A 21302-nucleotide genomic window follows, 5' to 3' on the forward strand; every position below is an offset into this window, starting at 1 on the left:
ACGGCGCGAACACCTCCCCGGCAAACTCCTCCAACCGGCCCCTGCACGAAACGAGTTCATCCACCCTCATACCAGCAGGAAACCACCAGAGCGACTACTTGCCCAGAGACGTAACAAAGCCCTACTAAAGGTTGTTGCAGAAAGCCTGGGTTAGGGCATTCCTCTTGTATGGGCGGGGTTTTGCGGGCTGAGCCGTTGTGGGTGGAGACGTTCACCGGGTTGCGGATGGGCCGGTTCGAGAAGTTGGTGAAGGCGGTACGGGAGCGGGGAGGAAACGGTCCCGGTGGAGGGCGCCCGTGGTGCCTGCCACTGGCGGACCGGGTCCTGCTGGTGGCCGTCTACTACCGCACCAACCTCACGATGCGGCAGCTCGCCCCGCTCTTCGGGATCTCCCCGGCCACCGTCTGCCGGGTCATCCAGCGCCTGCGGCCGCTCCTGGCTATCGAGCCGGCGCAGCGGCCCGTCGCGGACGTCGAACGGCTGTGGATCGTGGACGGAACCCACGTCCCGGTCCGTGACCGTACGGTCGCCGCGTCCTCCCGCAACTACCGGTTCTCGGCGAATGTGCAGGTCATCATCGATGCGGACAGCCGCCTGGTGATCGCCTCGGCCCGCCCCGTCCCCGGCAACAAGGCCGACGCCCACGCCTGGCGGGAATCGGACCTGCCCGCCATCGCGGCCGGGACCACGGTCATCGCCGACAGCGCCTACCTGGGAACCGGACTGATCGTCCCGCACCGCAAGAGAGCCGGACGCCCGCTCCTACGCGGCCAGGAGGAGGACAACGCCGAACACCGACGCGTCCGCGCCCGCGTCGAGCACACCTTCGCCCGCATGAAGAACTGGAAAATCCTCCGCGACTGCCGCCAGAAAGGAGACGGCCTCCACCACGCCGTCCAAGCCGTCGCCACCATGCACAACCTCGCCATGACCGGCTGAACCAGCAGGTCAAACACCACTTTGACCTGCCCACACCCACCCTTCTACAACAACCTTTAGCTTGATCTTTAACCTCGGAGTCCGAACGAGTCCTCGTACTTGATCACTCGGATTGGTAACTGCCCTACGTGCGGGCGGCCTTCGGCTGAGCATGTGATCCGACCAAGGAACACACAAGCTCAGCGCGAAGGCCGTGGGGATGAGTCTGTCGCATCATGCTGTCCGGCAGGATCCGTTTGCGGGACTGTCACGCTTCCGGGGTGAGTTCTACTCCTGTCTGACCAGGCGTGCGGACGCGCTGTTCGAACTCGCGGACGCGGTGTTGTGCGCGGACGGCCCGGTGCTGTCGCTGGTCGGTGAACACCGTCGCGGGCACGGCGGGCTCTACGACGCCCTGTCCGCGGGCCGGGTCGATGTGGCCCGGCTCCGATGGGCCCTGGCCGCGGTGCCGCTGGCGCGGGCGGCTGACGGCCGGCTGGTCCTGGCCGCCGATCTCACCTGCTGGCTGCGGCCCAACGCTCACACCTCGCCGCAGCGGATCCTGTGCCATACCTACGGCCGGGGCAAGGATCAGCACATTCCCGTTCCCGGCTGGCCGTACTCGGTGATCTGCGCACTGGAGACGGGACGCAGTTCCTGGACCGCGCCTCTGGACGCACTACGTCTGGCACCGGGTGATGACGCTGCCACTGTCACGGCCGGGCAGATGCGCGAGCTCGTCGAGCGACTGGTCGCGGCCGGGCAGTGGACGGACGGCGATCCGTCGATCCTGATCGTGGTGGATGCCGGCTACGACGTGCCCCGCCTGGCCTTTCTTCTGCAGGATCTCCCGGTGCAGGTACTGGGACGCATGCGGTCGGACCGCGTCCTGCGACGCGCGGTCCCACCCCGCGAGCCCGGCACCCGCGGCCGCCCGCCGCGTCATGGCGGTGAATTCGTCTTCGGAGACCCGGCCACCTGGGGCACACCCGACGCGCAGACGGTCACCACGACCCGCCTCTACGGGACGGCCACGGCCAGGGCCTGGGACCGACTTCATCCTCGGCTGACCCATCGTTCGGCCTGGACTTCCCAGCTCGGTGCACTGCCGGTCATCGAGGGCACCGTGATCCGCCTGCACGTTGAGCACCTGCCCAGCGGCGCCACACCAAAGCCGGTCTGGCTGTGGTGGTCAGGCACCGATGCCTGTGAGACCGACGTCGACACGTTCTGGCAAGCATTCTTGCGGCGCTTCGACATCGAGCACACCTTCCGCCTGTTCAAGCAGACGCTCGGCTGGACCTGCCCGAAGATCCGCACCCCCGAAGCCGCCGACCGCTGGACCTGGCTGATCCTCGCGGTCTTCACCCAGCTACGGCTCGCCCGTCCGCTGGCAGCCGACCTCCGGCGGCCGTGGGAAAAGTCGTCCCCTCCCGACAGGCTGACCCCTGCCCGCGTCCGCCGCGACTTTCGGCACCTCCGCCCGAAGGCCGACTGCCCAGCCGGAGCACCGAAAGCCTCACGCCCCGGACCTGGCCGGCCGCCCGGAAGCAAGAACACCCGACCCACCCCGCGTCACGACGTGCACACGGTCGGCAAACCAGGCTCCGCGAAACGACGAACGAAGAAGCCAACGGACCCACGACCGCGCCGCACAGGTTAAAGATCAAGTTGGGCCCTGTTCTCGTATAGCCACGGCCAGGTGGCGTGTAACTCTGGGTAACTGCTTTGGGCTCCGACTCGACTCGGCGTGAATGCGGTCTGTTGCGGAGCGAGGGTGATCTTCAGGCTCTGCTCATGTCGAAGCAGAAGCGGGGCAGGAAGCACCGAACGCCGCAGAAGCGGGTCCCAGGTCGCTCCCCGGTGCCGCGTCCGCGTGAGGCGGTCGTGGTGTTGCCGGGCGGCGGGTTGCCGCTGCGGGGGGAACATGGGCCATACGGCGCGGATGCTGGAACACGCGAAGCCGGAGCAGCTGGTGGAACTGGTGCTGCCGTGCCTGTGGGTGGCCCTCGCTGACGGCCGCATCCCGGCGAACGTGTGCGTGGACGCCTGCATGACGCTGCGCAACGCGTACGGTCAGCTCGGCGTGCGGGCCGAACTGCTGCCGGTCGACCTGGCGGTTCAGCACGAGGACGGAGGCGGCACCCGCTACGGATCGCTCACTCCGAGCTGGACGGGCACTTCGTGGAACGGGCACTGCGTGCTGGTGTTGCCTGACTCCGAGCGGTTCGTGGATGCCACGGTGGAGCAGTTCGATGAGGTCCGTGAGATCGCAAATGGGCCCGGTGATCGGCAAGGTGGCCTTGACGGTCGACGGTACGCAGGGCTCGGCGATGGGGCCGGGGGCGCAGGTGGTGCTCCAGCGTGGGGATCTGCTGCTGACGTACACGGTTGCCGGGCCGCAGGCGCTTGCCTCCATCGTGGAGCACCCCGAGGCGGTGGCCCACGCCGACGGTCACCGGCGCACCGGGGTGAACGTCGCCTCCTTCGCCCTGGTCGCCTTGCGCGGTGAGGGGGTGCGCGGGCGGGCGTTGCAGGCCCCCTGTCCGAGGCTGCGGGCCTTGCTTCGGGCGGTGGGTGATGCCCCCGTACGAGGCTGACGAGGCCGGGGATGTGCGGTTCTGCCTGCCCGATGAGGCCGGCCGGGAGCGGTGGCTGCACCTGGACGAAATCCCGCTGCCGCGGACCACCCCGGCCGCGTGGCCGCGCCCGTGGAGGCGTCAATCGAGATGCGCCCGAAAGGGATGGCAGGACCCCGGCGGTGTGCTCGCCGGGGTCCTCGTGTTCTGCGGCCCGTCAGGTCACGAGGCCGGTGCCGCGGGCGGGAGTTCGGCGTCGAGCCAGGTGATGAAGGACAGGACCGAGCCGCCGAAGTGCTCGCGTACGCGGGCCTGGATGGCGCGCAGTTCGTGGCCGGGGACGAAGTCGTGGGTGGTGGTCTCGCCGCAGCCGCACGCACAGTCACGGGTACGGAAGGGCAGCTCTTCGGGCAGGTCGCCGTACTTGACGCTGTTGCGGGAGTCGTTGGCGAGCGGGTCGGGCTGGTTGATGTACGTGTCGTACATCGGGTGTCCGGGGCCGAGGAGGTTTGCTTCCAAGGCCTTCTTGCGTCCGCGGTCGGTGTCGTGCTCGGTGACGGCGGTGATCTCGGCGACGGCGCGGACCAGGCCCTGGCCGGCGTCGGTGATGAGGAGGAACCGCTCGCGGCTCACGATCTTCATGTCGAGCCGCCACACGCCGCGGCCGGCTTCCAGGGCCTCGGCTTCGGTCATGCGCGGGAAGCAGCCGACGGCAGCCCGGCCGAGCACGTCGCCGGTCACTCGTTCGTAGTCACCGAGCCTGATCCGGATCGCCATTTCTACCCCTATAACTTCCCTCACTGCTGCAACTTCTGACGGAAGTAACTATGGCCTGGCAGTGATGCAGAGTTAAGCACGTTCTACTGATTGGCGGAAAGTCGATGTTGGCCCGGGGTGTTCGGGCGAATGGCGAGTGGGGGCGGAAACGGTCGAGGGCGACCCCCATCGGGTGGGGCCGCCCTCGTTACCGATCGGATGCGGTCTGCTTCGGCAACTCCGAGGCTGTGGTCGAGACCGTCGACGGCGTCGTGGTCGAGACCGTCGACACGGGTTTGTCCATCTCGGCCTTCTCCACCGCCTGTTCAAGCAGACACTCGGCTGGACCAGGCCCCGACGTCGGGCAGGAGGTCTGGGCCCTGCTGACCGCCTGTCAGGCCCTGCGGACCGCGATGACGGATGCCACCGACAGCATCCCGGGCACCGACCCCGGCAGAGCCGGCTTCCCACCGCCCTCGCCGCCGCCCGGGACCAGATCGTCCTGGCCGCCGGCATCGTCACCGACACGCACATCGAGCTCGTCGGCGCCATCGGCCGTCACGTCCTGGCCCACCTGCTGCCCACCCGGCGGGTCCGTATCAAAGGCCGCATCGTCAAACGAGCGATCCCGAAATACAACGCACGCGGACCCGCCATCGACCGGACGACCTGCAAAGCCACCATCAGCATCAACATGCTCACGAGCACCCCTTGACGCCCCAAGCCCCGCCCTAGCTGAACGGCGTTGGTTCTAGACCTCAACCCAACGCCGAGCAGCCCACCGCCGCACCGCCAGGGGCCTCGCGCGACCCCACAGGCCGGCATGGTGCCGCCTTCGGCTGCCGGGCTCCGGATGCTACCGGGGCCGCCCACCGAGAAGGGCATCGCTCCTCGCCGCCTGCTCGGCGGGTTCCCGTTCGGCTCCCGCCGGGCCCTTGGATGCGGATTCAGCGGGTGCGTTCGTAGTGGCGGCGCACTTTCTCGCGGTTGCCGCAGACGGCCATCGAGCACCAGCGGGCGCGGTTGGCGCGGCTGCGGTCGAGCAGGAACAACTGGCACTCGGTATTGGCACAGGGGCGCAGCCGGCCGGGCATCCGTTCCTCGGTGCCGGCCCAGGCGAGGACCGTCTCGACAGCCAGCCGGGCGTGCGGGGGGAACCTGACCGCCCACTGGAGACCGTCCGAAGTGACCTCCGGGATCTGGTGAACCCCTTCCAGCAGCGGGCCCAGCGCGGCGGGCGAAGAGTTTCCGCGCACCACATCCTGCAGGACGTCCCGCGCCTCGCGCAGCAGCGTCAGTTCCGCGAGGCTGCCGTCGCCGCCGTGTTCCCGCGCCCAGCGCCTGCCTTCGGCCGGGTCGCCGAGCGCGTCCCGCTCCTCGCCGTTGATCAGCGGCCTGCTGTTGAGCAGGTCCAGTAGCGCGTCCATCGGGCATCACCGCCTTTCTAACCAGATCGAATCGTTTGACAGGTTAGCCCATCCCGTGCTTGCGTAGCGAACAGCTAACCAGATCGAACGCGCAAAGGGGTTAGACATGAGCTCGGTGCACCACCGGACCGCCACCGTCGACGGTCACGAGATCTACTACCGCGAGGCCGGCCCCGCCGACGCCCCCGTGATCGTGCTGCTGCACGGCTACCCGACCAGTTCGTTCATGTTCCGGGAACTCATCCCGCTGCTGGCCGACGACTACCACGTCATCGCCCCGGACCACCTCGGCTTCGGCCACTCCGACGCCCCGCCCACAACGGAGTTCGACTACACCTTCGACGCCCTGGCCGAACTCACCTCCGGGCTGCTCGACCAGCTGGGCCTGGACCGCTACGCCCTCTACGTCCAGGACTACGGCGCCCCCATCGGATGGCGCCTCGCGCTGAAGAACCCCGAGCGCGTCTCCGCCATCGTCACCCAGAACGGCAACGGCTACGAGGACGGTTTCGTCGACTCCTTCTGGGACGGCCTGTGGGCCTACGGGGCGAATCCCGGCCCCGACACCGAACCCGCCGTCCGCGCCGCGATGAGTCTCGAGGCCATCCGCTGGCAGTACGTGCACGGCGTACCCGATCCGAGCGTGGTCAGTCCGGACACCTGGAAGCACGACGTCGCGCTCGTCTCGCGCGAGGGCAACGACGAGATCCAGCTGGCACTGTTCCGGGACTACCAGAACAACCGCCCGCTCTACCCGCTGCTGCACGAATACCTCCGCACCAGCGAGGTCCCTGTGCTCGCCATCTGGGGCCAGAACGACGAAATCTTCGGCCCGGCGGGCGCACGCGCCTTCGCCCGCGATGCCAAGAACGCGGAAGTGCACCTGATCAACGGCGGCCACTTCCTGCTGGAGAGCCACCTGGACGTAGTCGCCGGATACCTCCGCGGCTTCCTCGGGCGGGTGCTGGGGTAGACAGGTCGGGGGGCTGGCGAAGCGGCCTTCGCAGGCCACCGCGCCAGCCCCCGGCCCGTCCCAGATCGGCCGTACGGCGCTCCCGTCCCCGGCACGGCTGGGAAAAGCGACGGCACCCGCCCGGCGCGGGCGGCCGGCCCCACTCCCTGCCGGGCCCGCCCCACACGTTCCGCTGAAGTACTGCCGGCATCGAGATCCCCCGGCAACCTGCGTCAACGGCCTCGACGCCCTCTCGCTGCTCACGGTCCACGACAGGGCCACCAGTCCAAACCCGAGCGTGGCCCAGTGGATGCCGCCTTCAGATGCCGGCCTCGACCTGCCGTTACCTCTCCGATTCGGAAAGGTGCTGGCAGCCGCGCTGCTGCACACTCGCCGTGGCCGTCGTGCTCATCGAGTCCGCCCAGACGCGCTGCCGCGCGGCCAACGCACCCCACCTGGTTGCCCTGGTCCGTGCCGGCGCCCGCTTCGAACGCGGCCAGCTGGTGTGAGCGAACCTAAAGGCTCTCCGCATGACCGACGAGTCCTTCGATGAGGCACCGCCCCAGCACCTCTGGTATCACCGCTACCTGCAGGATCTGGTTAATGCCCTCACGGCAGCCGGTCGGTATTGAGGTATGCGGAGAATGCCGTTCGTTGTTGCAGGCGTTCGGGCCTGCCATCGGTCGCGCTTTCCGGGGACGGCTCGATGATCGGGCCGACGACGGTACGGGCGGACTCTCTGCCGTGTGGGCGGCTATCCGTGCAGCTCGGTGCCGGCGGGAAAGGGCTGCAGTGCGTATCCCTCCGGTGGTTGCGTCCCGAGCAGGTGCCGGACGAGGTCATCCCACGTCCGGCGCGTGACATAGTGGCCGCGGCCCATGAAGCTGTGTTCGACGCCGGGGACGATAAGCAGGTCGAAGTCCTTGTCGGCGTCGATGAGGGCGTCGACGAGGTTGAGGGTCTGGTAGGGCAGGACGTTGTCGTCGAGCTCGCCGTGGACGAGCAGAAGCTTCCCGGTCAGATTGGCGGCGAGGTTCGGATTGGCAGTCTCGGCCCATTGCTCCTCGGTGCCTTCGCCGAGGTAGGTGTCGGCCCACAGCGCCAGGTAGTGACGGAGGTCGTGGTTGCCGCACAGGGCGACGCCGACCTTGTAGAGGTCGGCGTGGGTGAGCATTGCTCTGACGGTGGCGAAGCCGCCGCCGGACACTCCGGCGCCGCCGAACCGGTCGATGTCGATCCAGGGGTTACGGCAGGCCAGTTGGCGAATCGCGGCGACGTGGCCTTCGAGGAAGCTGGCGTTGCCGAGGTTGCCGTAGGAGGCGTCGTGGAAGCCTCGTAGGTGCCCTGATGATCCTCGCCTCGGTGCCACAGGCCTTCGGTGCCGGTCCCGGGCCCGTACTCCGGCATCTCGTCGCCGACGGTGCACGTGCTGGTGTCGGCGAGATGGTCCGTCACGAGCGGGGAGACGGCAGGTGACCCGAAGCCGCAGCCGGAAGACTCCCGCCGCGCCGACATGCGCCGCCTGCCCACCACGGACATCCTCTGGGCCTCACCGATCTGCACCGGGATCAGCCCCGCCGGAGGAACCCGCCGCAGCGCCCAGAATGGTCAGATCGGCATCGGGGACGACTACGAGCCCGCCGACCCGGAAAGGTTCGTCCGTACCCGCGCCACCGCCTACGACGTCATGCGGGCCGCCGAGGTCCACTACTACAAGGCGATCCTCTGCGAGAACGTCACCGAGTTCGCCACCGACTGGAGGCTCTTCCAGTGGTGGCGACAGGGCATCGAACTCCTCGGCTACAACAGCCAGATCGTCTCCGTCTCCTCCGCCCATGTCGGCGGCGAGGACAACGAGCACGCCCCCCAGTGGCGCGACCGCATCTACATCGTGTTCACCCGCACCGGCATCCGGATCCCCGACCTGAGCCCCCGGCCGCTGGCCTGGTGCCCCGAGTGCGACGAGGACGTCGACGCCGTCCAGGCCTGGCGCAACGGCCGCCGCGTCGGCAAGTACCGCCAGCAGTACGACTACCGGTGCCCCAACACCCGGTGCGGCAAGCGCATCGTCGAGCCCTACGTCCGCCCCGCCGCCGACGCGATCGACTGGACCAACCTCGGCAAGCGCATCGGCGACCGCCCCCGCCCTCTCGCGGCCAACACCATCACCCGCATCGAGAAGGGCCTCGCCCAGTACCCGCAGCGAGCCAGCCTCCTCACCCTCAACCACTCCGGCCACGACGGACGCGCCATGGCACCAGAACAGGGCCCCCTGCCCGCACGCACCCGCAAGGTCGGCGAAGGCCTCCTCATCCCCGACCGGCACGGCATGCTCGTCCCCGCCGGAGGCACCTGGAACAACACCACCACCGACCTCCACGAGCCGATGCGGACCCGCACCACCCGCGACACCGAGGCACTGGTCACCATGCCCTACGTCGTCACCATGCGCCGCAACGGCCGCGTCGACACCGTGGACCGCCCGCTCGCCACCGTCACCGCCGCAGGCCGACACCACGGACTCGTCATCCCCTACCGCCGAGGCAGTGCCAAGCCCACCAGCGAGCCGCTGCTCACTCTCGCCACCCGCGACTCGGCCGGAGTCCTCACCCACGGCAAGGACCTCGAAGAGGTCCTGAGCGTGGAGGACTGCCACTTCCGGATGCTCCAGCCCGTCGAGCAGCTCGCCGCCCAGCGCTTCCCCGGCGACTACATCATGCGCGGCAACAAGACCGAGCAGACCATGCAGGCCGGAAACGCCGTGAGCTGCAACGTCGCCCAGTGGCTCGGCTCCCGGGTCGCCGCCGTCCTCTAGATCAGAAAGCTCTGCCGCACCCAGAACCTCGGCGGCCGAGGGACCGCTCCTCGGCCGCCGCCACCGGCAGCCACCGCGCTGACTAAGTTCTACGTACGAAAGGGGATCGACATGGCATCCGAGGAAGAGCTCATCGCGTCGGTGGACGCCCTGCTGGAGGAGGAGCCGCAGCTCCCGCCCCCGGCCGAGCGCACCCGTCTGCGGGAGGCCGCAGGCGTCACGCGAGCCCGTCTCGCCCTCGCCCTCAAGACGTCGGCCCAGATGGTGAAGGCCTACGAGACGGGCAGTTCCGAGCCCAAGGAACCGCGCCTGGCCGCTTACCAGCGGCTGCTGAACGGATGGGCGGCGAAGTATCCCGCCGCCGACGCAACGACCCCAGCAGTCCAGCAACCCGGCGGGGCCTCAGAGGTTCCGGAGACGTTCACCGGACCGGCCACCACCCCCGAGGCCCCTGCGACGAAGACCGATGCACCGGCCCCGGCCGCTGAGTCCGCTCCCGAGCGCCGCCCCGCCCGTCCGGCGACGTCGCGCCGCCCGGCGGCGAGGAAGAAGGCGCAGTCGCCGACCGACTCGGGCTTCCCGAACGGGCCGCTCGCCGTGCTCGACGGCCACGGTTCCGCGTACGGCGTCGATGACCTCGTCATGCACTGCCCTGCCACTACGATCCCGGAACTGGTCGAGTGGACGCTCACCGAGTCCGGGCTCGGCGCGGCGAGGCTGCACCGCAACGGTAAGGACGCCGACCCGCTGATCGTGCTCACCGCCGAAGCCGCAGTGAAGGTCGGACTCCCAGAGCGGCTCGAAGGCCACGAGCAGCGGCGCTCCCTTCGCCTGCCGGAGGACCACCCGGTCGTCAAGCAGGTGGCCAAGGCGCGCTGGCAGCTCACGCAGCGCGGGTTCGGCCCCTGGGCCCGGGTGTACCGCAAGGCGCAGGGACGCGACCGGCAGTGCGTCCAGCTCGCGATCCTGTCGTGGGACGCGCTGGACGAACGGTCCTGGCCCGGCGTCGCCGACATGGACCCGGCCGACATCGCCCGCGTCCTGGGCACCTACGCCACACGGGTCACCACCCCGCGCGGCTCCACAGCGGTCTCCGGCCTGGAACTGATGACCGCGCTGCGCCCCCCGACCAGGGCCGTGCGGGAGGCGGCGACCGGCGCCTGGGTCTCCGGCCACAACGCGGGCAGTCTCGGCACCGAGCCGATGGACCCGGCCCCGCCGGAAGCCACCCCGGAACACCCCGTCGTCGTGGAGACCGGCTGGACGGGCGGCTTCCTGAACGAGGAGGCCTACCAGTGGGCCCGACCCGTCGACGCCCTGACCGGCCAGGAGTGCACGCTGCCCTTCGCGGTCGGCCTCGACCTGAACACGGCGTTCCTCGCGGCCGCCTCCCGCCTCACCGTCGGCCTCTCCGCCCCGGACCACTTCCACGCCCCGGCGTTCAACCCGAAGATCCCCGGAACCTGGCTCGTCGATCTGAGCCACATCGAGCTGGACCCCCGCCTGCCCTCACCGTTCACCCCCGACGGCACCCGCCCCACCGGCCCGGCCTGGTACCAGACCAACACCGTCGCCTACGCCCAGGAACTCGGGCACGACGTCCACCCCATCGAGGCCTACCTGCGCCGCGAGACCGGCGCGTACCTGGACCCCTGGCACGACCGCCTCAAAACCGCCTACATCGACACGCTCGCCGACCTCGGCGTCACCCGGGACCTCGACGACCACGCCTTCCTCGCCGCGATGGAGACCTACAAGCAGACCGACCCCGCCATGGCCGCCGTACTGTCCGCGATCAAAGCGACCGTCAAGGGCGGCATCGGCAAGCTCCGCGAACGCCCCCAGGGACGCCACTACAAAACGGGGCAGCGGTGGCCGGCCTTGGAACGGCCGACGTGGCGGCCGGACATCCGCGCCGCCGTCATCAGCAAGGCCCGTGTGAACATGCACCGCAAGATCACCAACATGGCGAAGATGACCGGCCTCTACCCGCTCGCAGTCCTGTCCGACTGCGTCGTCTACGCCAGCCCCGGGGAGAGCCCGATCGACTTCCTCCCGTACGACGAGGCCGGTAAGCCCCGGCCCGGAGGCTTCCGCCTCGGCCTGGCCCCGGGCCTGGCGAAGCTCGAAGGCGTCCAGTCGATGTCGTGGGCGGTCGACCTGATGGAGAAGGGCCTGAATCCGGCCCGCCACATCAAGGGCGGCGACGCCGTTCTGGACGCGGGGGAGTAGGTCATGGGTGAGATCGAGGACGCGATCGAGCGCGCCGACCGGGAAGCCTTCACCCGCGAACCCCCCAAGACGCTGAAAGCCCAGATCGGCTACCTGCTCAAGCAGATGGGCAGCGCGAAGGCCGTCGCACGGGAACTCGGCGTCACCGCCGACTCCGTGAACCGCTACCGGCGCGGCGCCCGCAAGAACGCCCGCGCCGACGTCGCCGCGAAGATCGACGACGCGGTCCGCACCCGCTGGCAGCCCCAGGTCCGCAAACGCCGCCAGCGGCAGGCCGCCACCACCGGCGGCATCACCGTGGAGACCCGGGCCCGCTTCGGCTACACCGCACCCGTCGGCACCACTGACGACGGGAGATTCCGACGCCTCACCGTCCACCTCCCCGCCACCTACGCCCAGCGCCTGTTCGACGCGCGGGACGCCGGGGCCAGCGAGGGAGAGATGCGCGGGATCGTCGCCGAGGGACTGAAGGACGTGTACTTCCAGGACGGCGGCAGCCGCGCCATGGGCCTCTCCGACGTCGAGATCAACGACATCGACTACCTGGACCTCGACTTCTGACCCCACCCCACCCCACCCCGCCCGCCCGTGCCTCCGATGCGAGGCACGGGCGGGGCGGGACCCCCCCGGAAACCGCACCGTCAGCCACGGGGCGTGCGCGACGGCCGCCCGCGATCCGACCGCCGAGCGCACCCCGTTCGTCCGACCGGCCGCGACCGACACCCGGCCCCCGACAGGCACCCCGCCGCGCACCACCGCGCCCCGCCCCCCCCGGCCGCCGGGGACGAACCGCAGCTGACACCGACCCTTGGAAGAGAGCGACCCGGATGATTCCCCAAGGCCGTCCCACCATGACCGAGGACGACATCGCCGCCGCCACCGGCCTGCCGGTCCACACCTGGCGCCGCCGCCACGCAGCGGCGTTCCGCACCCGCGTCCCCGTGGTCAACCCCGGCGAACGCCTCCGCCTCTACGACGAGGAGCAGGCCCGCGCCTTCATGAGCGGCAAGCACTGGCCGACCGGAGCGACGGCCGAAACGGACGACAACGTGCAGTGGCCAACGGCCGTCCCGCAGGGCGCAGAACACCCCGATGACCTCCTCACCGACAAGGAGACCGGCAACGTCCTCGGCATCAGGGACGCAACCGTCCGCGCCTACGCCACCACCGGCTACCTGCCCGCCGGCACCGAACGCCACGGCCGCACCTGGTGGCCCCGCAGCACCGCCGAAGCCCGGCGGGACGCAGGCGACCAGCACCACCGCACCCCCGGCCGAAAGCCCGGCGACCCCCGCAACCGCGCACCACGCCCCCGCCACGACCCCCGCATCGAGGAGATCGCCGAGCTGACCACCCGGGCACCCCTTACCACCGCCGACGTCGTCCAGCGCTACGGGGTGGGGCAGCGCACCGCGCAACGGCTTCTCGCTGCGGCCCGTACCCGTGCCGAGAGCTGACCGTCGGCGAGCGAGCCACCCTGACTCGGTCCCCTGGGGGCGGCTTCCGGGCCCGGGCTGGGCGCGGCGGACCGTCAGCACGGGTCGCGCTCACGCCGAGCTGGCCAGCTGTGCGAGGGTCTGTGAGTTGTGCCGCTCGGTCTCGTTCTGGATGGGCGGTTGGCCGGCAGCGGGTAACGGGATATTCCAAGCGGAATCGTTCTGCGCTCTCTTATCGTCATCGGCATGGAACACGGTGCTTGGGGCGAGCTGGCCCGTTCGTTGAGTGGTCTTCGTGCCGCGTTCGACGAGAGCTATGAAGCGACCCATGGTTTCCTGCCGGAGTCGCCGGCAGGCGAGGAGTGCCGCCGAGACGACCTTGGCGGGGCATGGGGCGACACGCCCGCCAGGGACGCCAACATCATGCCCCTGACATCCGTCTTCGTGCTGCTCGACCACATGGGGAGCCTGAGCACCCTTCTCACGTCGCCAGGGGGAATCACAGCGACGCACACCCTCGCGCGGGCGATGCTGGACATCTCAACAGGACCATGGTTCTTGCTGGAACCCGGCATCGACGGGCGTGAGCGAGTACGTCGGCACATGAACCTCCGCCTTCAGAGCCTCAAAGAGCAGACCCACCTGGAGACCGGAACCGACCGCACGGCGATCAAGGTTCACGCGGAAGGCCGCATTCAACGCATCGTTCAAGCGGCGCGTGCGCACGGCTTCGATGTCCGCCGGACGAACGACAGGTACCAGCCCCCGTTCCTGGGCACCAAGCTGCCTACCACCACGGCCCTTGCCACCCAGATGATCGACCCCACCCTCGGCCAGCTCCTCTGGCGAATTGGCTCCGCAGTTGCGCATGGACAGCAGCACGGGATCAGCATGTTTCTGGAGCAGATCGACCAGCCCGTGGACCCCCTGCACGGCGACGCCGCTGCACAGATGGGGGCCAGCGCCGAAGCTACCGCGCTGCGCTGTGGCGGGGCCCCGCTCGCCGTCATCTGCACGTTGCAGCGGCTGTTCCTGCAGTTCGGCTGGGACACAACGCGCTTGTCGATTGCGACGGCGGATGTCGTCAACACTTGGCAGTCCGTGGCCGGAGTCCGACGGGGTCCGGTTCCGGAGGGCCTTCGAGGCAGTAGTCGCTCTGTTATGCAAGGCCGGTTATGACTCCCGAGCCCGCCGATGCGTCATCGATCGTTATGACGCCGTGGGCGAGCGATGCGTTTCGGAAGTCGACGTCTCCGCGGATGAATTCTGCATCGCTGAAGTCGACTGTGCCGCCGATGAATTCGGCGTGGCTGAAGTCGACCTCGCTTCCGGAGAACTGTGCACTGTCGAAATCAACCAGGCTGCCGATGAAGCGCGCCTGGCGGAAGAGGACGTTGCCGCCGGTGAACGCTACTCCGTTGAAGTGCACGTCGCCACGGTTGAAGCCCGCGCCGTTGTAGTTGAGAGTGCCGTCATTGATTGCTGCGCCCGCGAAGCTGACAACACCACCCGAGAACCGCGCGTAGAGGAAGTGGACGATGCTGCCGGAGAACGTTGCTGCCTCGAAACCGACAGTGCCGTCGATGAATGTTGCGCTACCGAAATCCACCGTTCCTGCGGCGAACGAGGCGCGGTAGAAATCGACGTCGCTGTGGAACGTTGCCCCGTTGAATCTGAAAAATCCGCCCGCGAAGATCGCGCCGCTGAAACGGACCGTCCCCCCGGTGAAGTTCGCCTCGCTGAGGTCGCCCCCGTCGAAGGCGACTCCGGTGAAGTCAAAGTTGTGCCCTTGCCATGAGTGGGGATGGCCGGCGGGGAGGCGCAGATGGTCACCGATGAGGCGGATGACCGTGTGCCGGGCTTCTCGGAGGGCGACGTAGTCGTACTGGGCTGCTGAATCGCCTGCCGGAAGATCACTTGCGGCGGTGTAGGGCAGGCGGAGAAATGCGCACAGGACGTCGATGCAGGTCTGGCGGAGTTCGCGGGTAGGGGCGTCGTCGGCGAGACCGACGAGGGCGTGGACTCCTCCGAGGCGAACCGTGGGCGAGGTGTCGCCGAGCTGAGAGACAGCGGTGGTGAAACGTTCGTTGTGCAGGCGAGTGGTGTCGCGCAAGGCCGCGTCTTCGTCGACCCGCTGACGCCGGTAGGCGACGACAAGAGCGACGAGGGCTCCCGCTCCGGCCACCACGCCGAAGGACAACTTCACGAGGTCGAAGAACGTCTTGGAGTCGATCTGCTGCTGCTGCTTCAGCTCGCGGGCCCCGAGAAGGTTCCAACCGGTGACGAGCACGAACCCGGCGATCAGGAGTGCTCCGATGAAGACCATGGGCAGCACGAAGCCGATGCTCCAAAGGCGCAGGCCGCGCCACCCAGCCCGACGGCCGCGAAGTTGAGGACTCATACCCGACAGGACTAAGGGCTGTCCCGTAAGGTTCCCGCTTGCCTATCCGGTGACTCCGTTCCAGCGGCCGGCGCCCTGCGCCCGCCGCTCGACCCGGACGCACCCGGGTCGGAGGAGGACGGCCAGCAGGACTGAGACGCCGATCCCCTCGGTCCTGTGCTCAGCGCCCGGTGGCGGTCGGAACGGCAGTGCGGGCCGCGGTGTCGTGGAGCCCCAGGCGCAGGTGCTCGACGTGGTAGAGGGCCTGGTCGAGAAGCTCGGCGACGTGGTCGTCGTAGAGCGAGTAGACGATGGAGCGGCCCTGCCGCTCACCGGTGACCAGGCCCAGGTTGCGCAGGAGCCGGAGCTGGTGGGAGCAGGCGGAGGCTTCCATGCCGACGGCTTCGGCGAGCTCGCCGACCGCGCAGGGCCCTTCCTGGAGGCGGGCCAGGATGTAGAGCCGGGAGGGTGTGGCGAGGGCCTGGAGGGTGGCGGCGACGTCGGCGGTGCCGACCGCGTCGAGACGGTCGCGGGTGCTGGCGCTGCTGGTGGTGGTGTCGCGTCCGTGGCCCATGACTCCATCATACCGATGACAGATGAAGAGCTGTTCATATGTTCCTGTACGGTGGAGGTGTCGCCCCGTCCGCCCGTGAAGGGTTGTTTTGTCATGTCTTCTGTCCTGGGCCAGCAGTGGTCCGCGCTGCCCGCCGGCACCGTGCGCCCGGCACCTCCCCGGCGCCGCACCCGCCTGCTCGCCCTGCCGCAAGCCCGCTGGGCACTCGCGGCCCTGGCGCTGTTCCTGCTCGCCCTGCCCCTCTACCTGCTGGACGGCCCGCCCTGGCTGTGGGGCACCCTGTTCGCCGCCACCTACGTCACCGGCGGCTGGGAGCCGGGCTGGGAAGGCATCAAAGCTCTCAAGGACAGGACGCTGGACGTGGACCTGCTGATGGTCGTCGCCGCGCTTGGCGCGGCCGCGATCGGCCAGGTCCTCGACGGTGCTCTGCTGATCGTCATCTTCGCGACCTCCGGGGCCTTGGAAGCGGTCGCGACCGCCCGCACCGCGGACTCGGTGCGCGGCCTGCTCGATCTCGCGCCCACCACCGCCACCCGGCTCCTGCCCGACGGCACCGAGCAGACGGTCGGCACCGGGCAGTTGGCGGTCGGGGACATCGTCCTGGTCCGGCCCGGCGAGCGGGTCGGCGCCGACGGCCGGGTCCTCGACGGAGCCTCAGACGTCGACCAGGCCACCATCACCGGCGAGCCGCTGCCCGTCGCCAAGCAGGCCGGGGACGAGGTGTTCGCGGGCACCGTCAACGGCACCGGCGCCCTGCGTGTGCGCGTCGAGCGCGACCCGTCGGACTCGGTGATCGCCCGGATCGTGAAGATGGTCGAGGAAGCCTCCGAGACCAAGGCACCCACCCAGCTGTTCATCGAGAAGATCGAGCAGCGCTACTCGATCGGCATGGTCATCGCGACCCTCGCCGTCTTCGCGGTCCCGCTCGCCTTCGGCGCGACCCTGTCCTCGGCGCTGCTGCGGGCGATGACGTTCATGATCGTGGCCTCGCCGTGCGCGGTGGTGCTCTCCACCATGCCGCCGCTGCTGTCGGCCATCGCCAACGCCGGACGCCGCGGCGTCCTCGCCAAGTCCGCCGTCGTCATGGAACGCCTCGGCCAGATCGACACCGTCGCCCTGGACAAGACCGGCACCCTCACCGAAGGCACCCCCCGCGTCACCGACCGGCACCCGCTGCCCGACAGCAGCCTGGACGAGGACGCGCTCCTGGCGCTGGCAGCGTCGGCCGAGCACCCCAGCGAGCATCCGCTCGCCCGCGCCGTCGTCGCCGCGGCCCGCGAACGGGGCCTGTCCCTGAGCGACACAGAGGGCTTCACGTCCACCCCGGGCCAGGGCGTCACCGCCACCGTCGGCGGCCGGACCATCACAGTCGGCGCCCCGGCCCGGCTCCTGAACGATGACGCCCACCAAGCGGTCGTGGCCGAACTGGAGGAGGCCGGACGCACCGCGGTCGTGGTCCTGCGCGACCAGGTGGCAGTGGGCGTGCTCGGGATCGCGGACCGGCTGCGACCGGACGCGGCGGCCACCGTCGCGGCCCTCACCCGCCTGACCGGGCACAACCCGGTCCTGCTGACCGGCGACAACGAGCGCGCCGCCCGGCACCTGGCCGCCGAGGTCGGCATCACCGACGTGCGTGCCGGGCTGCTGCCCCAGGACAAGGTGGCGGCCGTGAAGGAGTGGGAGGCCCAGGGACGCCGAGTGCTGGTCGTGGGGGACGGCGTCAACGACGCCCCCGCGCTGGCCGCCGCACACTCCGGCATCGCGATGGGCAAGGCCGGCTCCGACCTCGCCCTGGAGACCGCCGACGCCGTCGTCGTCCGCGACGAACTCGCAACCATCCCCTCGATCGTGCAGCTCTCCCGCACCGCCCGCCGCCTCGTGATCCAGAACCTGGCCATCGCCGGCACGTTCATCGCCGTCCTGGTCGCCTGGGACCTGATCGGCACCCTGCCTCTGCCCCTCGGCGTCGCCGGCCACGAGGGATCCACCGTCATCGTCGGCGTCAACGGCCTGCGCCTGCTCCGCGAAACAGCCTGGCCCCGCCCCACCAAGGACGCCACGTGAGCGAAAGAACCGCCGCGCCACCCCCGCCCAGGGGGGCCGCGCGGCCCACCGTCACCGTATGCCGAGGCTGCTGCTGCGGCACCCCCAAGGTTCCCGGCCTCGATCACACCGCCCAACTCCGCAACCTGCACCAGGCCCTCGACGGCACCGCGACCCTACGGGCCACCGGCTGCCTCGACGCCTGCGAGCGGGCCAACATCATCGTCGTCCAGCCTTCCGCAGAAGGCCGCAAGGCAGGCGGACGGCCCCGTCTGGCTCGGCCCGTCAACGATCCCGAGGCCACCACTGACATCACTCACCGTCCGTCGGGTGCGCTGCACAACCACGCGATCACCCGGCCTTCGCTGTGCGGCCCTCAGCCACGGCTTGCTCGTACTGGTCCTAAAGCAGCTGGCCGGATGACCAGCTGCGCAGCAAGCTCCACCTCCGCGACTCCGACCCACGCCCGCGCCTCCTCCACTCCAGGATCGGACGGCACTCGCCGCGGCGACCGGCCTACAAACCTCCGCGTTCCGATTCCGACCTGCGGTAGGGGCTTAGGCGGCCCGCTCGCCACCGCTTCGCCGACTCCCTCGCGAACGCCTCAAGCTTTGTACTCCGAGGGTGCATATAGACGTAGCGGTCGGCAGCGCGGATTTGCACGATGTTGATCTGGTCCATGAGGGGCCGGGGGACGGTGCTGACTATGTTGTTCCTTCCCAGAGCCAGCAGATGCCGGGGAGTGATCGGTAGGACGAGGGAGTGCGCGTCACCAATGGCCATGTTGTACGACCAAGGCCTGGTATCCGTGCGCACGGTCACCGCTGGGTTGTCGCCGATCAGGAATTGCCCGTTCTCAGGCGTCAGCACCTCCAACTTCCAGTCCGATGACGTGGCACGCACTCTGTTGAACATGCTCTCAATGCTGGTGCGAAACAGAGCGCCTGTCCCAAAGCTCTGGGTGACCTCGGACTGCTCGACGAGACGCTCAGCGAAGGCATTGAGGGCGCCCTCGCCGGCAAGGTGCAGCCCGGTCTGCCGCAACGCCTCACGGCGCACTGGTTCCGGGAACCGCTCGACGACCTCACTACGGACCTTCACACGCACGGTTTCGAACGCGTTGACGTATACATCGCGGTAGCGGTGGGACCGCACGTAGTGAAGCACGATCAGGTCACGCAAAGCCCTGACGTGCAGCGGATCTGCGAACGGTGCGCCTCTGCGCACAGCCTCGATGGCAGCATGAGCACCCCGCTCTACGGAGTCCCACAACTTCTCAGCGGACGCGGAGTCGAACGCCACAAAGGTGTCGGCCCAGCCGCACGTTCGTGTGCTCGCGAGCTTGTTTCGCCGACCTGGGTTGCGCACGTCGACGGGACGCAACTGAAGGCCGCTGCCTTCAGGCCCGGCTACGGTGAACTGCTTGAGCAGGACCTGCGAGACGAGGTGCTGCCGCCGTATCTGAGGTGCCTTCACCCTTGAGATTCTGGCAAGGCCTCGGTGGACAGGCCAGCGGTTTCCCATGCCAGGATGAGTCCGCGCCTGTGCCGCGACAGTGGGGTGCGGTCGTGGGGGTCCGTGTCCCCTACCAGAGTGACCGACGGCGGCAGACGGCCTGTGAGCGGGTAACCGGCCTTGCCCTGCCTCCGGAGTGTGTTCAGAGGCCGAACTGACTCATCAGGTCGTTACTGAGTTCCTCGGAGACGCGTGCCACTTCCTCGTCGTCCGCGATCGGCGGCAGGAGCGTGTGGACCGGCTGAATGTGATGGGGGCGGCGGGTGTACGGGGGTGTGCTCTCGCGGCCGTCCCCGAAGGCCGCTGTGCGGGCTTCCAGGGCCCACGGGCCGTTGGATGCGTAGATCGTCGCGGTGATCTGCTGGGTACTGTCCAGGGACAGTTTCCGCTGCAGCTCCTGGATGGTGATCAAGAAGTCGTCACAGGCTGCTGTGACCACGCGCTGCGAAACAGGTAGGGCATCGACGACGCCGGCCTCCTCGGCGAAGCCCTGCCGCACTGAAGACGGGGGATACCACGACACATTGGTGGCCAGGGTCACGGTGCCGTCATGGTGCAGCTCGACCAGGGAGTTGCGGTTGTAGTCGATCTCCATCGTGCTGGAGACCCAGCGCCTCAGACCGGGGCGTGGGTTGATGAGGGCGTCGCCCATGCCTGTCATCGGCCCGGGGGCTCTCCGCGCCGGCAGCTTGGTTCCGCGCTCCCGGGCGACGTGAAGAAGGTAGCGGGCTTCGTCCCGGTTCAGCGGTGGCGCACCGTGCGGGTAGCTCCGCGTGGGGCGCGCGACGGCGACCAGCCAGGCTGAGGGTTTGGATGCTTGTGCGGTGATGGTTTTGGTGAGGAAGTCGGAGTGCTGGCGCAGGGCCTCTGCCGCGCTGTCGGTCCGGGTGAAGCGGTCGCGGTAGGCGCGCTCGATCTGGTGCTCGGCCATCCAGGCGGTGTGGTCTCGGTCGCGGTAGGGCACCGTGAACGCCTGCTGCTCCTTGTCCTTGTCCGACCTGCCGTGGACGAGGTGCGGGGCCATCTCGCTGGCGGGGACGTCGACGACCAGCAGAGTCGTTGTGCCGTCGGTCAGGGGAAACATGACCAGGTCCGGCAGGTAAGGGTGGACGTGGTTGCGGACCCACTGCGCGTACTGCCGGAGGTCAGCCTTGTCCCTGTCGATCCCGACGATCGAGTGGTCGTTGGCGACGCCGTAGATGAGCAGTCCGCCGCGTGTGTTGGCCATCGCGCTGATGTCCTTGGCGAACTCGTTCCACTGACCGTGCATGGGGGGAACGGGCAGGTCCCGCTTCCAGTCGAGATCGTCGGTCTCGGCCAGCTGATCAGCTGCCGCCTGGCAGACCATGTCGTAGGTGAGCGGGCCAGGAGCGGACCCCAAGTGCTGATGCAGCCGCGTCCACGTGCGAGCCCGGCTCTGTGCGGCGACAGAGGTGTCCGCTATCCCCATAATCGATCCTCTTTGAGCGTCGTTGGAAGGCTCACTCTAGGACGCCTGGCCGCCGCCACGGACGCCTTTTCCACCGGTCGTCCGGAGAAGTAGTAGCGGCGGTCTCAACCGCGCGGCGGGGCGCGACGGCGGCTCTCGACCAGCCCCGTCCGCGCGCACGCGGTAGACCGTTCCGCTGTTCTCCGACACCCGGCCGTGTCGGGGCTTCCCGGTGCGCGCCGCCGT

Annotated in this window: 18 protein-coding genes and 2 pseudogenes; 12 read left to right on the forward strand and 8 right to left on the reverse strand. The window is 69.1% G+C overall.

Annotated elements, in window-relative coordinates; translation table 11 throughout:
* Positions 1–168: 168 nt before the first annotated feature.
* The 3 genes from IE140_RS35165 (at position 169) to IE140_RS35175 (ending at position 3518) form a co-directional block, all read left to right on the forward strand.
* Positions 169–939: a transposase gene (locus tag IE140_RS35165; RefSeq protein ID WP_150193772.1), complete on the forward strand. Its 771-nt coding sequence runs from the start codon at positions 169–171 to the stop codon at positions 937–939.
* 199 nt (positions 940–1138) lie between these two features.
* The gene (locus tag IE140_RS35170) at positions 1139–2581 is read left to right on the forward strand and encodes an NF041680 family putative transposase (RefSeq protein ID WP_150193771.1); all 1443 of its coding nucleotides are present in this window, start codon (positions 1139–1141) and stop codon (positions 2579–2581) included.
* A 601-nt stretch (positions 2582–3182) separates the two neighbouring features.
* Complete coding sequence (locus IE140_RS35175; protein WP_150193770.1) at positions 3183–3518, forward strand: hypothetical protein; 336 nt, start codon at positions 3183–3185, stop codon at positions 3516–3518.
* A gap of 201 nt (positions 3519–3719) precedes the next feature.
* On the opposite strand, the gene IE140_RS35180 is transcribed toward IE140_RS35175, so the two are convergent.
* The 3 genes from IE140_RS35180 to IE140_RS35190 all read right to left on the reverse strand — a co-directional run bounded on the left by IE140_RS35180 (position 3720) and on the right by IE140_RS35190 (position 5680).
* A complete protein-coding gene (locus IE140_RS35180; RefSeq protein ID WP_150193769.1) occupies positions 3720–4274 on the reverse strand; it encodes a hypothetical protein in 555 nt (184 codons plus the stop codon).
* A 373-nt stretch (positions 4275–4647) separates the two neighbouring features.
* Complete coding sequence (locus tag IE140_RS35185) at positions 4648–4815, reverse strand: hypothetical protein (protein WP_167533456.1); 168 nt, start codon at positions 4813–4815, stop codon at positions 4648–4650.
* Between the two features lie 385 nt (positions 4816–5200).
* Entirely contained in the window at positions 5201–5680 is a 480-nt protein-coding gene (locus IE140_RS35190) for a CGNR zinc finger domain-containing protein (protein WP_093439440.1), read from the reverse strand.
* A 106-nt stretch (positions 5681–5786) separates the two neighbouring features.
* Here IE140_RS35190 and IE140_RS35195 point away from each other — a divergent pair, with 106 nt between their 5' ends.
* The gene (locus IE140_RS35195) at positions 5787–6653 is read left to right on the forward strand and encodes an alpha/beta fold hydrolase (RefSeq protein WP_093439443.1); all 867 of its coding nucleotides are present in this window, start codon (positions 5787–5789) and stop codon (positions 6651–6653) included.
* A gap of 282 nt (positions 6654–6935) precedes the next feature.
* A pseudogene (locus tag IE140_RS35200) lies at positions 6936–7141 on the forward strand (IS256 family transposase); the annotation flags it as partial.
* Positions 7142–7386: 245 nt separating this feature from the next.
* Here the strand turns inward: IE140_RS35200 and IE140_RS35205 are convergent.
* Entirely contained in the window at positions 7387–8001 is a 615-nt protein-coding gene (locus IE140_RS35205; RefSeq protein ID WP_229827115.1) for a prolyl oligopeptidase family serine peptidase, read from the reverse strand.
* A gap of 144 nt (positions 8002–8145) precedes the next feature.
* On the opposite strand from IE140_RS35205, the gene IE140_RS35210 reads away from it, so the two are divergent.
* The 5 genes from IE140_RS35210 to IE140_RS35230 all read left to right on the forward strand — a co-directional run bounded on the left by IE140_RS35210 (position 8146) and on the right by IE140_RS35230 (position 14294).
* Positions 8146–9447 carry a DNA cytosine methyltransferase gene (locus IE140_RS35210; RefSeq protein WP_229827117.1) on the forward strand — a complete coding sequence of 434 codons (1302 nt, stop codon included), beginning with the start codon at positions 8146–8148 and terminating at the stop codon, positions 9445–9447.
* 111 nt (positions 9448–9558) lie between these two features.
* Complete coding sequence (tap, locus tag IE140_RS35215) at positions 9559–11679, forward strand: telomere-associated protein Tap (protein ID WP_150193768.1); 2121 nt, start codon at positions 9559–9561, stop codon at positions 11677–11679.
* A gap of 3 nt (positions 11680–11682) precedes the next feature.
* Positions 11683–12240: a telomere-protecting terminal protein Tpg gene (gene tpg, locus IE140_RS35220; RefSeq protein WP_150193767.1), complete on the forward strand. Its 558-nt coding sequence runs from the start codon at positions 11683–11685 to the stop codon at positions 12238–12240.
* Between the two features lie 290 nt (positions 12241–12530).
* Entirely contained in the window at positions 12531–13136 is a 606-nt protein-coding gene (locus IE140_RS35225) for a hypothetical protein (RefSeq protein ID WP_150197574.1), read from the forward strand.
* Positions 13137–13361: 225 nt separating this feature from the next.
* Entirely contained in the window at positions 13362–14294 is a 933-nt protein-coding gene (locus IE140_RS35230) for a hypothetical protein (RefSeq protein ID WP_150197575.1), read from the forward strand.
* Here the strand turns inward: IE140_RS35230 and IE140_RS35235 are convergent.
* Both IE140_RS35235 and IE140_RS35240 read right to left on the reverse strand, forming a co-directional pair.
* Positions 14275–15441, reverse strand: a complete 1167-nt coding sequence (locus IE140_RS35235; protein ID WP_229827127.1) for a pentapeptide repeat-containing protein — start codon at positions 15439–15441, stop codon at positions 14275–14277. The genes IE140_RS35230 and IE140_RS35235 overlap by 20 nt on opposite strands.
* A 235-nt stretch (positions 15442–15676) precedes the next feature.
* Positions 15677–16069, reverse strand: a complete 393-nt coding sequence (locus tag IE140_RS35240; protein ID WP_150197577.1) for an ArsR/SmtB family transcription factor — start codon at positions 16067–16069, stop codon at positions 15677–15679.
* Positions 16070–16162: 93 nt separating this feature from the next.
* On the opposite strand from IE140_RS35240, the gene IE140_RS35245 reads away from it, so the two are divergent.
* Entirely contained in the window at positions 16163–18133 is a 1971-nt protein-coding gene (locus tag IE140_RS35245; protein WP_189461055.1) for a heavy metal translocating P-type ATPase, read from the forward strand.
* Positions 18130–18426 (forward strand): annotated as a pseudogene (locus IE140_RS36330) ((2Fe-2S) ferredoxin domain-containing protein); the annotation flags it as partial. The gene IE140_RS35245 and the pseudogene IE140_RS36330, both read left to right, overlap by 4 nt.
* A gap of 202 nt (positions 18427–18628) precedes the next feature.
* Here IE140_RS36330 and IE140_RS35250 read toward each other — a convergent pair.
* Both IE140_RS35250 and IE140_RS35255 read right to left on the reverse strand, forming a co-directional pair.
* Complete coding sequence (locus IE140_RS35250; protein ID WP_167533574.1) at positions 18629–19588, reverse strand: DUF4238 domain-containing protein; 960 nt, start codon at positions 19586–19588, stop codon at positions 18629–18631.
* Positions 19589–19769: 181 nt separating this feature from the next.
* The gene (locus IE140_RS35255; protein ID WP_167533575.1) at positions 19770–21008 is read right to left on the reverse strand and encodes an AlbA family DNA-binding domain-containing protein; all 1239 of its coding nucleotides are present in this window, start codon (positions 21006–21008) and stop codon (positions 19770–19772) included.
* Positions 21009–21302 lie beyond the last annotated feature (294 nt).

The organism is Streptomyces parvus (genome assembly GCF_014648875.1).
In the GTDB taxonomy this organism is placed as follows: domain Bacteria; phylum Actinomycetota; class Actinomycetes; order Streptomycetales; family Streptomycetaceae; genus Streptomyces; species Streptomyces parvus.

Bases quoted from the DNA above. Each gene is read 5' to 3' on its own strand.
- IE140_RS35170 (WP_150193771.1), top strand. From the start codon at position 1,139: ATGAGTCTGTCGCATCATGCTGTCCGGCAGGATCCGTTTGCGGGACTG.
- IE140_RS35165 (WP_150193772.1), top strand. From the start codon at position 169: ATGGGCGGGGTTTTGCGGGCTGAGCCGTTGTGGGTGGAGACGTTCACC.
- IE140_RS35245 (WP_189461055.1), top strand. From the start codon at position 16,163: ATGTCTTCTGTCCTGGGCCAGCAGTGGTCCGCGCTGCCCGCCGGCACC.
- IE140_RS35225 (WP_150197574.1), top strand. From the start codon at position 12,531: ATGACCGAGGACGACATCGCCGCCGCCACCGGCCTGCCGGTCCACACC.
- IE140_RS35240 (WP_150197577.1), bottom strand. From the start codon at position 16,069: ATGGGCCACGGACGCGACACCACCACCAGCAGCGCCAGCACCCGCGAC.
- IE140_RS35190 (WP_093439440.1), bottom strand. From the start codon at position 5,680: ATGGACGCGCTACTGGACCTGCTCAACAGCAGGCCGCTGATCAACGGC.
- tpg (WP_150193767.1), top strand. From the start codon at position 11,683: ATGGGTGAGATCGAGGACGCGATCGAGCGCGCCGACCGGGAAGCCTTC.
- IE140_RS35230 (WP_150197575.1), top strand. From the start codon at position 13,362: ATGGAACACGGTGCTTGGGGCGAGCTGGCCCGTTCGTTGAGTGGTCTT.
- IE140_RS35195 (WP_093439443.1), top strand. From the start codon at position 5,787: ATGAGCTCGGTGCACCACCGGACCGCCACCGTCGACGGTCACGAGATC.
- tap (WP_150193768.1), top strand. From the start codon at position 9,559: ATGGCATCCGAGGAAGAGCTCATCGCGTCGGTGGACGCCCTGCTGGAG.
- IE140_RS35235 (WP_229827127.1), bottom strand. From the start codon at position 15,441: ATGGTCTTCATCGGAGCACTCCTGATCGCCGGGTTCGTGCTCGTCACC.
- IE140_RS35180 (WP_150193769.1), bottom strand. From the start codon at position 4,274: ATGGCGATCCGGATCAGGCTCGGTGACTACGAACGAGTGACCGGCGAC.
- IE140_RS35210 (WP_229827117.1), top strand. From the start codon at position 8,146: ATGCGCCGCCTGCCCACCACGGACATCCTCTGGGCCTCACCGATCTGC.